General features: G+C 67.5%; 12 protein-coding genes. 3 read left to right on the top strand and 9 right to left on the bottom strand.

What is annotated here, in order from left to right; translation table 11 throughout:
* Window positions 1-9: 9 nt before the first annotated feature.
* Window positions 10-411 carry a response regulator gene (locus AC3WL7_RS15225; protein WP_492751326.1) on the bottom strand — a complete coding sequence of 134 codons (402 nt, stop codon included), beginning with the start codon at window positions 409-411 and terminating at the stop codon, window positions 10-12.
* A 148-nt stretch (window positions 412-559) separates the two neighbouring features.
* On the opposite strand from AC3WL7_RS15225, the gene AC3WL7_RS15220 reads away from it, so the two are divergent.
* Window positions 560-958: an OsmC family protein gene (locus AC3WL7_RS15220; RefSeq protein WP_079222061.1), complete on the top strand. Its 399-nt coding sequence runs from the start codon at window positions 560-562 to the stop codon at window positions 956-958.
* A 10-nt stretch (window positions 959-968) separates the two neighbouring features.
* Here the strand turns inward: AC3WL7_RS15220 and AC3WL7_RS15215 are convergent, their stop codons facing one another.
* Window positions 969-1,433 (bottom strand): Lrp/AsnC family transcriptional regulator, encoded by a 465-nt coding sequence (locus AC3WL7_RS15215; RefSeq protein ID WP_079222062.1) that lies wholly within the window; start codon window positions 1,431-1,433, stop codon window positions 969-971.
* Window positions 1,434-1,557: 124 nt separating this feature from the next.
* Between AC3WL7_RS15215 and AC3WL7_RS15210 the strand changes: the two genes are divergently transcribed.
* Both AC3WL7_RS15210 and AC3WL7_RS15205 read left to right on the top strand, forming a co-directional pair.
* Window positions 1,558-2,292, top strand: a complete 735-nt coding sequence (locus AC3WL7_RS15210) for an AzlC family ABC transporter permease (protein ID WP_492751320.1) — start codon at window positions 1,558-1,560, stop codon at window positions 2,290-2,292.
* The gene (locus tag AC3WL7_RS15205) at window positions 2,289-2,603 is read left to right on the top strand and encodes an AzlD family protein (RefSeq protein ID WP_216821152.1); all 315 of its coding nucleotides are present in this window, start codon (window positions 2,289-2,291) and stop codon (window positions 2,601-2,603) included. The genes AC3WL7_RS15210 and AC3WL7_RS15205 overlap by 4 nt, the downstream gene beginning before the upstream one ends.
* 42 nt (window positions 2,604-2,645) lie before the next feature.
* Here AC3WL7_RS15205 and glgX read toward each other — a convergent pair whose 3' ends face one another.
* From glgX to glgA, 7 genes are read right to left on the bottom strand one after another with little or no spacing between them, the layout of a single operon-like run.
* The gene (gene glgX, locus AC3WL7_RS15200) at window positions 2,646-4,766 is read right to left on the bottom strand and encodes a glycogen debranching protein GlgX (RefSeq protein WP_492751314.1); all 2,121 of its coding nucleotides are present in this window, start codon (window positions 4,764-4,766) and stop codon (window positions 2,646-2,648) included.
* Window positions 4,753-4,926 (bottom strand): DUF2934 domain-containing protein, encoded by a 174-nt coding sequence (locus AC3WL7_RS15195; RefSeq protein ID WP_108746804.1) that lies wholly within the window; start codon window positions 4,924-4,926, stop codon window positions 4,753-4,755. Before AC3WL7_RS15195 ends, glgX begins: the two co-directional genes overlap by 14 nt.
* Window positions 4,913-7,453, bottom strand: coding sequence for a malto-oligosyltrehalose synthase (gene treY, locus AC3WL7_RS15190; protein ID WP_492751309.1), 2,541 nt, complete (start codon window positions 7,451-7,453; stop codon window positions 4,913-4,915). The genes AC3WL7_RS15195 and treY overlap by 14 nt, the downstream gene beginning before the upstream one ends.
* Window positions 7,450-9,288 carry a 4-alpha-glucanotransferase gene (locus AC3WL7_RS15185; protein WP_492751307.1) on the bottom strand — a complete coding sequence of 613 codons (1,839 nt, stop codon included), beginning with the start codon at window positions 9,286-9,288 and terminating at the stop codon, window positions 7,450-7,452. The genes treY and AC3WL7_RS15185 overlap by 4 nt, the downstream gene beginning before the upstream one ends.
* Entirely contained in the window at window positions 9,285-11,006 is a 1,722-nt protein-coding gene (gene treZ, locus AC3WL7_RS15180; protein WP_492751305.1) for a malto-oligosyltrehalose trehalohydrolase, read from the bottom strand. The genes AC3WL7_RS15185 and treZ overlap by 4 nt, the downstream gene beginning before the upstream one ends.
* Entirely contained in the window at window positions 11,003-13,237 is a 2,235-nt protein-coding gene (glgB, locus tag AC3WL7_RS15175) for a 1,4-alpha-glucan branching protein GlgB (protein ID WP_492751303.1), read from the bottom strand. Before glgB ends, treZ begins: the two co-directional genes overlap by 4 nt.
* On the bottom strand, window positions 13,234-14,778 hold the full coding sequence (gene glgA, locus AC3WL7_RS15170) for a glycogen synthase GlgA (RefSeq protein WP_492751301.1): 1,545 nt from the start codon (window positions 14,776-14,778) through the stop codon (window positions 13,234-13,236). The genes glgB and glgA overlap by 4 nt, the downstream gene beginning before the upstream one ends.
* Window positions 14,779-14,847: the final 69 nt, after the last annotated feature.

The following is a 14,847-nucleotide window of genomic DNA, read 5'->3' as shown; positions in this document are numbered from 1 at the left end:
GTGGCACCTTCAACTGCCACCTGCGGTGGCTCGGCGGGCATGCACCAGTGTCTCCAGCTGCTGGGCCAGCGCCTGGATGTGGTAGGGCTTGGCGCAGCGAGGCGTATCGGCAAAGCGGCTGGGCACGTTGTCGTCATAGCCGGAGGTCAGCAGGAACGGAATGCCTGCGGCCGCCAGCCGATCCGCCAGGGGGTAGACCTGCTCGCCCCCCAGGTTGATATCCAGGAGGGCGACATCGATGGGCTGCTCCTCGAACAGCCTGTTCAGCGCGGCCAGGTCGCCGGCGGGGCCCACGATGTGCACGCCCTTCAGTTCCAGATAGTCGACCAGGAACATGGCAGTGGCGAATTCATCTTCCGCCACCAGCACACGCACCCCTTGCAGGCCCGGGTTATCAACGGCTCCCAACACGTACAACGCTCCTGTCCAGGCGGCACCTCCGTCTGTTGCAGGCAAAGGGTGGCCAATCGGCCTACAAGATCGCGTGACGACAGGACCACGTACCGGTGCCGGGCCGTCGGCGGTACCATTTCCGGGCCTCCACTTTCCTGTGCCCCCAATGGCCTACGCACGCATCACCTCCACCGCCGACAACTACCTGCACCACGTCAGCAACGGCACGTATTCCGTTGATGCCGACGAACCGGCGTCGCTGGGCGGCCAGGGCCGCGGCTTCGCCCCCTTCGACCTGTACCTGGCCTCGCTGGCCTCATGTACGGCCATCACCCTGCGCATGTATGCCCAGCGCAAGGGCTGGGAGCTGGGCGAATTCCACGCTGAACTGCGCTCGGAGCGCGACGCGGACGGTCGCCTGCATGTGCACCGGGTGCTGCACGCCAGCGCGGAACTGAGCGATGCGCAGTGGTCGCGGCTGCTGGAGGTGGTGGAAAAGACCCCGGTGACCCTGGTGATGCGCGAGGGTGCCCGCATCACCAGCGAGCGCGGGCAGGTGGGCTGAGGGCCGGAGCTCAGAGCGGCAGTTCGGTGGTCTGCTTGATCCGCTGCATCGGGATCTCGGTCTTGGTGTTCTGCACGCCCGCGATGCGGTTCAGGTGCCGGATCTGGAACTGCCGGTACGCATCCAGGTCCGCCACGGCCACCCGCAGCAGGAAGTCACAGTCACCGGCCATCAGGTGGCACTCGAGCACCTCGGGGAAAGACTTGATGCTGTTGATGAAGTGGTTGGTGGTGTCCTCGTCCTGCCCGCGCAGCCACACCCGCACGAACACCGTGAAGCCGCGCCCGACTTTGGCCGGATTGAGCAGCGCCACGTAGCGGTCGATGTAGCCCCCCTCCTCCAGCAGCCGCACCCGGCGCAGGCAAGCCGATGGAGACAGGCCAACCTGCCGGGCAAGCTCCAGGTTCTGCAGCCGCCCGTCACGTTGCAGGGCATCGAGGATGCGGCGGTCCAGGCTGTCGAGCTCGTTCTGCATGGGATTTCACTGGAATGGCGATGGCGCGCACAGGATTGCAGATATTCGGATCATCACGGCATCAACGCAACCCGATTCGAGGGGCTGGCCGTTAGCATGGTCGTCCCCCACCTGCGATCGCTCCATGGACGCCCGCACCACCCTGCCCCTGCCCGACCCCGCCTGCGACACCGCGCCCCGTGCCGAATTCCTGCGTGGCCTGCGCGCCGCCATTCCGGTGATGATCGGCTTCCTTCCCTTTGCCCTGGTGCTGGGTGCCCAGGCCGCGCAGAAGGGCCTGACCGCGCTGGAAGTGCCGCTGATGACAGGCCTCAATTTCGCTGGCGGCTCCGAATTCGCTGCGGTGGAACTGTGGACCTCGCCGCCGCACATTGCCCTGATCGTGGCCATCACCGCCCTGGTCAACAGCCGCCACCTGCTGATGGGCGCCAGCCTCGCCCCATTGCTGCAGCAGCTGCCGCGGCGCCGGGTCCTGCCCGCGCTGTTTTTCATGTGCGATGAAAGCTGGGCGCTGGGCGTGGCCGATGCGCGGCACCGTGGGCGCGGCTTCAGCCTGGCCTATTACCTGGGAGTCTCGGCGGGGCTGTACACGGTCTGGGTGGTGTTCACCACGCTGGGCGCGCTGGTCGGGCCGCTGCTGGGCGACATCCACGCCTATGGGTTCGACATGGCCTTCCCGGCCGTGTTCCTGGTGCTGCTGCGCGGCATGTGGCAGGGCATGAAGGCCGCTCGCCCCTGGCTGGTCAGCCTGCTGGTGGCCGCAGGCACCTACCTGCTGGTGCCCGGCGCGTGGTACGTGGCCAGCGGTGCGCTGGCCGGGCTTGCCGCCGCGTGGCTGCTGGCGGAGGACGCGGCATGATCCTCGGCGGACTGATCCACTGGACCTCCTTGCTGACCATCGTGCTGATGGCGGCCGTGACCTACCTCACCCGCATCCTTGGCTACCTGGCCCTGCGCAACCGCACCCTCAGCAAGCGCGCGGTAACGGTGATGGAAGCGGCGCCGGGCTGCGTGCTGATCTCGGTGATCGCACCGGACTTCGTTTCCAGCCATCCGGCCGATCTTGCCGCGCTGGCGATCACCCTGCTGGCTGCCACGCGGTGGTCGATGCTGCCGACGGTGCTGATCGGTGTCGTTTCGGCCGGAGTATTGCGCTACGTGATGGGGTGAACGGCCCGCCGGGCATGGCCCGGCGCTACTGATTCCACGCCATCACCCTGCGCTGCTGGAGGCCAGCAGGCACAGGCTCCGCGCAGGCAGCGTCCACTGCCCTTCCTCGTCCATCTCCAGTGGCGCATCGTCGGTCTGCAGCACCACGCGACGGAATGACAGGGTCTCGTCGGACGGCCTGAACCGCTGTGGCTGGTCACCCGGGTTCAGCAGCAGGGCCAGACTGACATGGCGCCCTGGCTCACGCAGCCCGCTGTCCGGGCTGCGTCCATCCAGCACGATCAGCAACGCCCGCTGCTCCGGGTTGTGCCAATCCCCCTCGCCCATCGGCTGCCCATCGGGCCTGCGCCACTCGATATCGCGCATTCCAAGCGATTCGTCGTAGTCTCCGGTGAGAAAACGATTGCGCCGCAGCAGCCCGTAGCGGCGCCGCAGTGCCAGGGCACGCCGCACGAAGGCCGCCTGCGCCTGCGGCCCCGGCTGCGCCGCACGCTCCCAGTCAATCCAGCTCAGTGGATTGTCCTGGCAATAGGCGTTGTTGTTGCCTTGCTGCGAATGACCAAACTCATCGCCCGCCAGCAGCATCGGCGTGCCCTGTGCGAGCAGCAGCGTACCGAGCAGATTGCGCATCTGCCGCGAACGCAGGGCGAGGATGCCCTCATCGTCCGTATCGCCTTCCACGCCGTGGTTGCACGACAGGTTGTGGGAATGGCCATCGCGGTTGTCCTCGCCATTGGCCTCATTGTGGCGGTCGCTGTAGCTCACCAGATCGTGCAGGGTGTAGCCATCGTGCGCGGTGACCAGATTGATGCTGGCCGACGGCCGACGGCCGTGATGGTCGAACAGATCGGCAGAGCCGGTAAAGCGCGCCGCGAACTCCGGCAACTGGCCAGCATCCCCGCGCCACAGCGCTCGGGTGGTGTCACGGAACCGGTCATTCCACTCGGCCCATCCCGGCGGGAACTGACCCAGCTGGTAGCCGCCGGGCCCGATGTCCCACGGTTCGGCGATCAGCTTGACCTGGCTCAGCACCGGATCCTGGCGCACCGCATCCAGGAAGCTGCCCGACGGGTCAAAGCCATGCCGCTCGCGGCCGAGGATGGTGGCCAGGTCGAAGCGGAAGCCATCGACGCGCATCTCGGTCACCCAGTACCGCAGCGAATCCATCACCATGCGCAGCGCACCGGCATTGGTCAGGTCGAAGGTGTTGCCCGTGCCGGTATCGTTGATATAGAAGCGCCGGTCATCGGCCAGGCGATAGTAGCTGGCATTGTCGATGCCCTTGAACGAGAGCGTCGGCCCCAGTTCATTGCCTTCGGCGGTGTGGTTGTAGACCACGTCCAGGATCACTTCGATGCCCGCGCTGTGCAGGCGGGCGATCATCTGCTTGAACTCAGCCACCGTCTCCAGCGACAGGTAGCGCGGCTGCGGCGCGAAGAAGCCGATGGTATTGTAGCCCCAGTAGTTGCGCAGGCCGCGCTCCAGCAATTGCTGGTCGTCCACATAGGCATGCACAGGCAGCAGCTCGATAGCCGTTACGCCCAGATGCACCAGGTGGTCCACCACCGCATCGTGCCGCAGCGCCGAGAACGTGCCGCGCTCGGCGTGGGGGACGCCGGGATGCTGCATGGTCAGGCCGCGCACGTGCGCCTCATAGATGACCGAGCGATCCCACGGTGTAGCGGGCGCGCGCTCGCTGCCCCAGCTGAAGGCCGGGTCGATCACCGCGCAGCGCGGCATGTACGGCGCGCTGTCGCGGCGGTCGAAGCTCAGGTCGGCGTCGCGGTGTCCCAGCGTATAGCCGAACAGCTGCGGCGCCCACTTGATCTCGCCCACGATCTGCTTGGCATACGGGTCCAGCAGCAGCTTGTTCGGATTGAAGCGATGTCCATCCTGCGGCGCATAGGGGCCATGCACGCGGTATCCATAGCGCTGGCCCGGGCGCACGTCCGGCAGGTAGCCGTGCCAGACCTCGTTGGTGTACTCCGGCAGGACGATGCGCTCGATCTCGCGGTTGCGCGCATCGAAAAGGCACAGCTCCACCTTGGTGGCATGCCGAGAGTACAGTGCGAAATTCACCCCCAGCCCATCCCAGGTCGCGCCCAGCGGGAACGGCCTGCCCTCGCGAACGCGCGAGCTCTGTGTCCACTTACGGGTTGCCATCGTTCTCGTCCTTACCCGCATGAAGCGCTGCTATCTCTGCTTCCACCAAACGCTCGGCCATGTGCCAATGACGTTGTTCCTGCTCATCCGGGCGGCCCTCGGCCTCCCAGATCTGGTGCGCCAGCATTTCGATGCGGCGGCGTCGTTCACTGCTGTCCATCTGCCCCACTCTCCTGGCTGATCCACACCGCCACGGGGCTGCCGGCAAACAGCAGCGCATCCGAGGCAGAACCGTTGAAAATCTCCGTGCGACCGTCCAGCACGTTGCGCATCGTTCGTTGCGGAACCCCAGTCACGCGCTGCTCCGCATCCTCTCTCCACGCAAGGGCAGGGCCAGGGCACCGCGCTGCGCTCGCCCTGCGCACCGCCACCAGCAGCACCTGCCCTGCATGCTCACGCACGAAGACCAGATCTGCCGAAGCGGGATCGGACAGGGCCTGCAGAGCGCCGTACCGGAACAACGCCGGATGCTCGCGCCGCAGCTGCAGCAGCCGCGACAGCAGGCGCATCTTCGGCGTTCCCTCATGCCAGTGCTGCAGCAACTCCGTCCACGCTCGATCATCAGCCAATGCCTGTGCGCGCCGTGCGAAATCCACGGGGCGTCGGTTGTCCGGATCGACCAGACTGAGATCCCAGAACTCGGTGCCCTGGTAGATATCGGGAACACCCGGCAGGCACAGCTGCAGGCACAGCTGTACAAGTCCGTTGCTGGCTCCGGCGGCCGCCCGCGTCCTCACGAAATCAGCCAGTGCATCGCGCACGCCCTGCAGTTCGCTGGCGTGCATCAGGTCCTGCAGCCACTGCTGCGCGGCATCTTCAACGGCGAGATCGGGATCGAGCCAGTTGCTGATCCGCTTGCCTTCGCGCAGCGCCTTGCGCAGCCACTGGTCCATGCGCTTCGGGAAGTCCGCGGCGGGCGCACCGTGCATCGGCCAGGCGCCGACCAGCGCCTGCCACAGTGCATAGCTTTCGGCAGCGGGCAATGGCATCGGCATGGACGCAGCCGCGCACTGCTGCTCCCACTCGGCCAGCGCCGACTGCCATGCCCCGACGTCGGCGCTGATCAGCGCCAGGCGCGCACGCGAATCCGGGCCGCGTTTATGGTCGTGCGTGGCCAAGGCCAGCATCGCCAGGGGGTGCTGGCGCGCACGGGCCTGGGAGAGTTCAATCAGTGCATCGCTCCCAAGCCCGACGCGCTGCGGATCGCTGCCAACCTCGTTGCGCGACAGCGCACGGTAGTAGCGATAGAACGCCGTGTCTTCCACCGCCTTGGCATTGAGCGGTGCCGAGAGCTGGCCAAACCGCACGCGCAGTTCGTGGCCCTCGGGCGCCTGCAGGGCGCTGACCAGCAGGCTCACGGCCCCGCGCCCCGCAGCGTCGAGACCCTGCACGGCAGCCGCTTCGGCCTTGGCCAGGACATTCCGCTCGGTCGCCGTCTGCAGCGTATAGGGGCGATAGACAGGATAGTGTCTTAACAGCGCACAGACTGCCCGGCGCAACATCGCCTCGCTGATGTCGCCGAGGCCTGCTGCCTCACCCATTGTCTTCCGAACACAGACCAGCAGGCGCTGCAGGTCTGCGTGCAGCGATCCATCCAGCAGTGCATCGCGGGCCGCCTGCTGCACCTGCTCGAGACTGCGCATATCGCCCGAGCGCGCCTGCCACTGCTCAGCCAAGGCCTGCGCCGAATTCTGTTCGTGCAGCCATGCACCGGCCTGATCCATGAAGTCGTAGCCCGTAGTGCCATCGCACGCCCAGCCGGCGGGCAGAGCCTCACCCTCGGCGAGGATTTTTTCCACGTGCAGGGTGATGTCCGCACCACGACGACCGCCTGCTTCAGCGGCGGCATCGAGATGTGCGCGCAGCCGCTGCAGGTAGCCGCCCGGATCGGCCAGACCGTCGATGTGGTCGATCCTCAGGCCATCCACCCAGCCCTCGCGTACCAGCCGCAGCGGCAGCGCGTGCACGGCATCGAAGACGTCCTCGCGCTCGACCCGCAACGCGGCAAGCGAGGTGATGTCGAAGAAGCGCCGGTAGTTGACCTGGTCGCCCCCGGTGCGCCACCAGGCCAGTTGATAGTGCTGCCGCTGCAGGAGCATGTGCATGCGCTCCGCGGAGCGGTTGCAGCGCTCGATCCAGCCCTGGCGCGCGCCAGGCTGCAACGGATAGCTGCGCGGAGACAACGGCAGGCGCAGATCATGATGGACCAGGAGAGGCTGGTCCTTGATGTTCTCCACCCGCAGAGCGCCAGCCTTGACGGCCTCCTGCAGCGGCCGGTCGAGCACGGGCAGCCAGAGCCGCTGACCCGCGCCGACCGCCTCCCAGTCGATGTCGAACCACTGCGCATGCCGGCTGCGGCGCCCGTGCATCAGCACGTCCGACCACCACGGATTCTGCGGTGCGGCGGCCAGATGGTTGGGTACGATATCCAGCAGCAGGCCCAGGCCGCGTGCGCGTGCCCGCTGTGCCAGCCGCAGGAAGCCGCCCTCCCCGCCCAGCTCTTGATTGATGAGGGTAGGATCGATGCCGTCGTAACCGTGGGTCGAGCCCGGCATCGAGGCTGCAATGGGCGAGAGGTAGAGGTGACTGACCCCGAGGTCGGCGAAGTAGCCCACCTGTGCCGCCGCTGCGTCGAAATCAAAGCCCCTGTGCAGCTGCAGCCGCGCGGTCGCGCGCAACGCGGTCATGCCATGGCTCCATCACGGCCGACGCTGATGCGCTGCAGGCGCGCCTGCAACGCAGGCTCATCCCACTGCAGGGGCAGCCGGCGGCGCCAGTTCGGATGGCCGCCGGCGGTTCCCGGCAGATTGACCTGTGCGCGCAGGCCCAGCGCGTCCTCCAAGGGAAGCAGGGCCAGTCGCGATGGGGTGCTGGCCAGCAGGTCCAGTGCTTCGTCTTCCACGTCGTCTCCATCAATGATCTTTGCAAGTGCCGCTGCATCCTGCCGACGCTGTCCCAACGCTGCAGGCAGGCCTTCGATTTCGCCCAGGCGCGCCCGCCAGCGCAGGTCACGCCCGCGCAGCCAGCCACGTAGCGGTGGCAGATCGTGGGTGGACGGCATGGCGACCGCATCGCGGCGCCAGCGTTCGGCAGGCAGGAAGCCCGCCGCATCGCGGGTGAACGGCAGCACATCCACGCCGAGGACGCCGCGCGCGGCCAGCTGCTGGCGGATACCTGCTGGCACCACGCCCAGGTCCTCGCCGATGACCACGCACCGCTGCCGCCACGATTCCAGCACCAGCAGGTTCAACAGGTCCTGCAGCGGGAACTGCAGATAGACGCCTTCACTGGCGGGCGCGCCTTGCGGCAACACCCACAGCCGGTGCAGGCCAAGAATGTGATCGATGCGCACGCCGCCACGGCTGGCCATGACCGCCCGCAGCAGCGTGATGAAAGGCGCATAGCCCTGCCTGCGCAGCGCCAGCGGCGAGAAGCTGGTGATGCCCCATGCCTGGCCTTGGGTATTGAACGCGTCTGGTGGTGCACCCAGTTCCAGGCCGGCCAGCATGGCGCTGGCCTGCGAACGTGCTTCCGCACCGTCGGGTGCGCAGCCCACCGCGAGATCGGCAATCAGGCCAATGGCCGCGCCGTTGCTGCGGGCCTGCGCGTGCAGCTGCGTCCAGCAGCGCTGCGCCACCCACTGTGCGAATGCATGGTCCTGCGCGTCACCGCTGCGCGCGTCGGCCGCCAGGACGCAGTAGTCCCGCAGCGCAGCGCCCGCGTCAGCCTGCCACTGGCAGGTCTCCGCCCACAGGTCGGGCTGCGCCTGCTGCAGATACTGCCGGGTCGAACGCAGCCAGCGCCACTTGAGGTCGGCCGCGCCAGGCCAGTCGATTCGACGCGCGGCGCTGGCCGCTTGCACGCAACGGGCCAAGGCAGAATCTTCCGCGAGTGCCGCGCGGGCTGCCTCCGGTACCGCCTGCACAAGCGATGCCTGCAGCGGGTCCAGCCAGCGACGGTCGCTGGGCGAATAGGGGCTGTAGCCGGCAGTGGGTGGCAAGCCGGCATGCATCGGGCTGAGTGCCAGCGCCTGCCCGCCGTGCTGACGCAGCCGCTGCAGCCAAGGCAGGCAACCCGCGCTGTCGCCAATACCGGCATCGCCTTCGCTGCGCAGGCTGTAGACCTGCGCCGCCAGGCCCCAGCCACGGTCAACCTGTGAGGGCCACCATGCCTTCTCGGGCGCGACCGCAACCGCAATACGACGTTGCCCCTGCTGCCAATGCCAGTACCCGGGCTGCGAGGGTACGCGCCAACGTCCATCGCCCTCCTGACGCGCCACGGACTCCTCCCCGGCTTCGTCCAACCAGCACGCCACGCCCGCAGCGCCGGGCAGGGCCACCGCCTCTCCGCAGATGGCGGTGTGCAGCGGCCTGCCTGCGTCGGCCCTATCCGGCTGCAGCGCCTGCAACACCGCGCGCAGCACGTCCGGCCTTACCTCGCACTGGCGCCCGGAAACATCTTCCCACTGCGGCATCAGCCCGGCTGCGCGCGCGGCGGCCTGCAACGCTGCATCTCGGCTCATGCCGGCAGCCAGCGCAGCTGCAGGCCACCAGCCGGCGGGAGCAGCGCGCCGTTCGGCAGGTCCAGCAGCCGTTGTCCATCAGGAAGGGAATGCGCCAGCTCGGCGGGGCCGGCGTTGATGGCAATCCACCATTGGCCCGCCGGCAGCTGCCAACCCGCCTGCACCGCGCCCGGGCCCAGCACCTTCGCTCCCAGCGAACGGGCCTGCTCCAGGCCTGGCTGCAGGCAGCGCCGACGTAGGCTGAGCAGATCGCGAAGCCATGCAAGCGCCTGCTGCGATGCAATGCCGTCACCCGGTGGGGGCACGTACGAAGCCTGCAGTGTCTCGGGGTCATTCGGGTCGGGGATCCGGGCCCGTGATGCGGCGTCGGCAAACGCGCTGAAGCCTGCGAATTCGCGTCGGCGTCCTTCACGCACCGCCTCATCCAACGGCGCCTGGTAATCGGTGAAGAACAGGAATGGCGCGGTGGCCTGCCATGGCTCACCCATGAACAGCATGGGCACCATGGGTGTGAGTACGGTCAGCGCGGTGGCCATGCGCAGCGCCTGGGGTTCCAGCAACTGGCTCAGCCGGTCGCCAAACGCGCGGTTGCCCACCTGGTCATGGTTCTGCGCGAACACCACGAAACGAGACGGCGGCAGGTCGCCACTGGTCTCGCCGCGGGCTTCGCCCTGCAGGTCGGGCTCGCCCTGCCAGGCAAAGCCCTCGGCCAGGCAGCGCGCCAGCAACGCTTCGGCGCGCCCGGCGTAAGCGGCGTAGTAGCCCTCATGCTCGCCGGTGAGCAGCACGTGCAGGGCATTGTGGAAATCATCATTCCACTGCGCCTGATAGGCACCGCGCAGCCAACGGGCCTGGTTGCGCTCGTTTTCCAGCACCAGATGCGCATGCGGAACCTCGGCGCGGATCGTATCACTGAGCTGCTGCAGGAAGCGGTCATCATCGATGGCGTGCACCGCGTCCAGGCGCAGCCCATCAAACCGGTACTCCTGCAGCCACATCAGCGCATTGTCGATGAAGAAGCGCTGCACCCAGGGCTGCTCGAAGTCAATGGCTTCGCCCCACGGTGTACTGCGGCCGCTGTGGAAGAAGCCCTTGGCATACTGCGCCAGATGGTTGCCCTGCGGCCCGAAGTGGTTGTAGACCACATCCAGCAGCACTGCCAGGCCGGCGGCATGCGCGGCATCGACGAATCGCTTCAGTGCTTCGGGTCCGCCATAGGCTTGTGCCGGGGCGTAGGGAAATACACCGTCATAGCCCCAGTTACGGCTGCCTGGAAACTGCGCCACCGGCATCAGTTCGATGGCGGTAATGCCCGTCGCCGCCAGCATAGGCAGCTGCGCCGTCAGCGCGGCAAATCCGCCGGCTGCCTCGACGTGCACCTCGTAGATCACCATGTCCGGCCAGGCCACGCCGCCCCAGTCCCGCGTCTGCCAGGCATAGGCATCCTCGGCCAGGACGGCGCTTGGGCTTTCAACGCCCTCGGGCTGCCAGCGCGAAGCGGGATCCGGCACCTCGCTGCCATCCGGAAGGCGGAAGCGGTAACGATCGCCCTGCGCCGCTGTCGTACGGATCCAATGCACGCCGTCGGCCTGCCGAAGCATCGGCAATGCGGCGCCGCACAGCACCAGCTCCACCTGGTTGATATCAGGCGCCCACAGCCGGAACTCCACCATCCCCGCGCCCGTTGGCCACGCACCCAGACGACCGGGAGCGGTCATGCGACAACCTGCAGGTACAGCGTCGACATCGGCGGCAGAGTCAGCCGCAGTGATTGCGCGTGCCCGTGCATCGGTCGCGCGTCGGTCGCCACCGCCCCCAGGTTGCCGGCGTTGCCGCCTGCATAATGGTGGCTGTCGGTGTTCAACCGCTCCGACCAAAAGCCGGACTCGGGTACGCCAACGCGGTAGCCTTCGCGCAGCACGGGAGTGAAATTGCTGACCACCAGCATCGCGGGCGCGACGCCTGCCGGGTCCTGGCGGATGAAGGCGTACACGCTGTTGCGGTTGTCGTCGGCGACGCTCCAGGCAAACCCTCGCTCGTCACGCTCGTCCCGATGCAGGACAGGCTGCTGCTGCAGCTGTGCGTTGAGGTCACCGACAAGGCGCATCAGCCCTCCCCCCTCGGCCGTCCCGGCCTGATCCCATTCCAGCGCCCGCTGGTGCGCCCATTCGCCGCGCTGGCCGAATTCAGCGCCCATGAACAGCAGTTTGCTGCCCGGGTGGGCCCACATGAAGGCGTAGTAGGCACGCAACTGGGCAAACTGCTGCTCGCGGTCGCCCGCCATCTTGTTCAGCAGCGAGCCCTTGCCATGCACCACCTCGTCATGCGAAAGCGGCAGCACGAAGCGCTCGGAAAAGGCGTAGACCAGGCCAAAGCTGATTTCGCTATGGTGGTGCAGGCGATGCACCGGATCGCGCTGCAGGTAGTGCAGCGTGTCGTGCATCCATCCCATGTTCCATTTGTGGGTGAATCCCAGCCCGCCGTCGGCTACCGCGTTGGTGACGCCCGGCCACGCCGTGCTCTCCTCGGCGATCACCAGTACATCCGGGAAGCGCTCGCGCAGAGTCTGGTTCATGCGCTGCAGGAACGCCACCGCTTCCAGGTTCTCGCGGCCGCCCTGCGCATTGGGCACCCACTGCCCCTCCGGGCGGCTGTAGTCGCGGTACAGCATTGATGCCACCGCATCCACGCGCAGCCCATCGATGTGGAAGCGCTCGATCCACTCCAGCGCGCTGCCCAAGAGATAGGCAGACACCTCGTTGCGACCGTAGTTGTAGATCAACGTGTCCCAGTCGGCGTGCTTGCCTTCGCGCGGGTCGGCATGCTCGTACAGCGCTGTGCCATCGAAGCAAGCGAGGCCATGGGCATCGTCAGGAAAATGCGCACTGACCCAATCGACGATCACGCCCAGGCTGGCCTGATGGCAGCGGTCGACGAAGCGGGCGAATGCCTCAGGGGTGCCGTAGCGCGCGGTTGGCGCGTAAATGCCCAGCGGCTGGTAGCCCCAGGAGCCACCAAAGGGGTGCTCACTGATGGGCAGAAGTTCGATGTGGGTGAATCCCAGGCCGGTGACGTGGGGAATCAGGCGATCCGCCAGCGCGTCCCAGTCGAGCACGCTGCCGTCCTCGGCACGTTGCCAGGATCCCGCATGCACCTCGTAGATGGATAGCGGCGCAGTGATGCCCAGCTGGCTGCGGCGCTGCAACCACGCCTGGTCGTTCCACTGCAGAGGCGCGGAGGCGACCACCCGCGACGCTGTGGCGGGCGAGCGCTCGGCCCAGCGCGCCATCGGGTCCAGCTTGTCGGGCAGGCTCTGGCCGTCAACGCCGATCACACGGAACTTGTAGCAGTCGCCCGGCTTCACCCCGGGAATGAACAGCTCCCACACGCCGGCGGCGTGCCGCAGCCGCATTGGGTGCCGGTGGCCGTCCCAGCCATTGAAGTCACCCACCACCGCCACACGCCGGGCATTTGGTGCCCATACCGCGAAACGAACGCCCTCGACATCCTGCACGGTCATCTGCGTTGCGCCCAAGGCGCGGACCGCCTCAGCGTCCCCCTGATGGATACGCTGCAGCAGCGCTTCATCCAGCAGCGGGCCGAATGCATAGGCGTCGTGCACCTGCTCGATGCCCTCGGGGAAGTGCAGCGTGAGCAGCGGGATCCCATCCGCGCCTGCAGGCCCCTCATAGAGCCCCGGCAGCGCGGTAGCACACAGGTCCCAGCGGCTGCCCGCTGACTCGACCACCTCGACCCGCTGCGCGCCCGGCACCAGCACGCGCAGGCGGCGGCTACCACTGCCATCAGCATGCGGGCCCAGCCAGGCAAAGGCATCGGCCGGGCCACCCTGCACCAGCGCCTGCAGTTCGTGCGCGACCGGCGTGGCCGCATCGCGCTGCTCTACGTCTTCGTACCCGAACGCCACCACACCCCGTCCTTCGTCATTCATGCAGCCACCTGGCAGGTCTGCTGGTACAGCGCCAGGTAGGCCTTGCCGGCCGCTTCCCAACCGCCCGGACGCAGCATCGCCGCACGTCGCATCGCATGCATCAGTGCAGGCAGGCGGAAAGTGCGCATCGCCCGTTCTACGCAGCGGCGCAGCCCATCGGCATTGGCGCCATGGAACAGGAAGCCGGTCACGCCGTCCTCGACCGTGTCGACCAAGCCACCGGTGGCATGGGCCACGGGCAAGCAGCCAAAGCGTTGCGCGTACATCTGGCTGAGGCCGCAGGGTTCGAAGCGCGAGGGCATCAACAGGAAGTCGGCGCCCGCGAACATCTGCCGCGCCAGGCCCTCCTCAAAGCCGATGAAGGCGCCGACCCGCCCGGGGTAGCGCTGGGCCAGTGCCTGCACCTGCGCTTCCACCTGCGGCTCGCCACCGCCGATCACCACCAGCTGGCCACCGGCCGCCACAATCTGCGGAGCGACGTCACAGGTGATGTCCAGGCCCTTCTGATGGACCAGACGCGAGACCACGGCGAACAGCGGGCCCTGCGAGGGCTTCAGGCCGAATGCCTGGCGCACCGCCTCGGCATTGGCTTCGCGCCCTGCGCACTGGCCGATGCTGAAGCGGGCCTTCAGGTGAATGTCTCGGCGCGGATCCCAGCTGGCGTCGATGCCATTGACGATCCCACTCAGGTGGCCACCGGCAGCGCGTCGCGCCAGCAGTTCGTGCAGCCCACAGCCATCCTCGGCGGCAGTGATCTGCTGCGCATAGTGCAGGCTGACCGTGTTCAGGCGGGTAGCATTGGCAATGCCGCCCTGCAGGAAGGACATGTGGCCATGGAAATGCAGTTCGTCCAGATGCTCCGCAGGCACGCCGAGGGTCGGCGCCAGGGCAAACGGGAACAGGCCCTGGTAGGCCAGGTTGTGGATGGTCAGCAGGGTCGGCACCGCAGTGCGATCCCAGCGCACATAGGCAGCCGCCATCGCCACTGGCCAGTCGTTCAGGTGCAGCAGTTGCGGCGTCCAGTCCAGCCCGGCACGACCGGCGGCCAGTTCCGCAGCGGCATGCGACAAGGTGGCAAAACGCACTGCGTTGTCCTGCCATTCGCGGCCCTGCGCGTCCACATAGGGCGAGCCCTCGCGTTCATACAGCGCGGGCGACAGCAGCACATAGATCGGAAGACCATCGGCCTGGAGCGCCATGGCCACGGTGCAGGCCGGCAGACCGGCACGCCCGGCGACGCGACCTACTTCACGCAGGTGCGGCAGGCGCTGCAGCACTTCAGGGTAGCCCGGCAACAGCACGCGTGCATCGCAACCGGCGCGGACCGCCCGCGGCAGGGCCGCCGCAACATCACCGAGGCCACCGGCCTTGATGAAGTCCGCCATTTCGGTCGCCACGAAAAGGACCCGCTGCACCAGCTCCGGCAGTTCAATCGGCTGTGACGGGCCACGGCGGGTGCCGATGGGCACCAGGTCGAGGGCGGGCAGGACAGTCTCTGCAACGGGATCGTGCAGGGAATCGGCGACGAGGTCGAGGGCCATGGTGAACTTCTCTGAATCAGTCAGGCAGACGCCAGCCGCGCCCATATGGGCGCCAGGTCTGGGAAGGAA

This window comes from Stenotrophomonas sp. FW305-3-2-15-E-LB1 (genome assembly GCF_058787375.1).
This window is presented reverse-complemented; position numbering and strand designations above follow the sequence as displayed.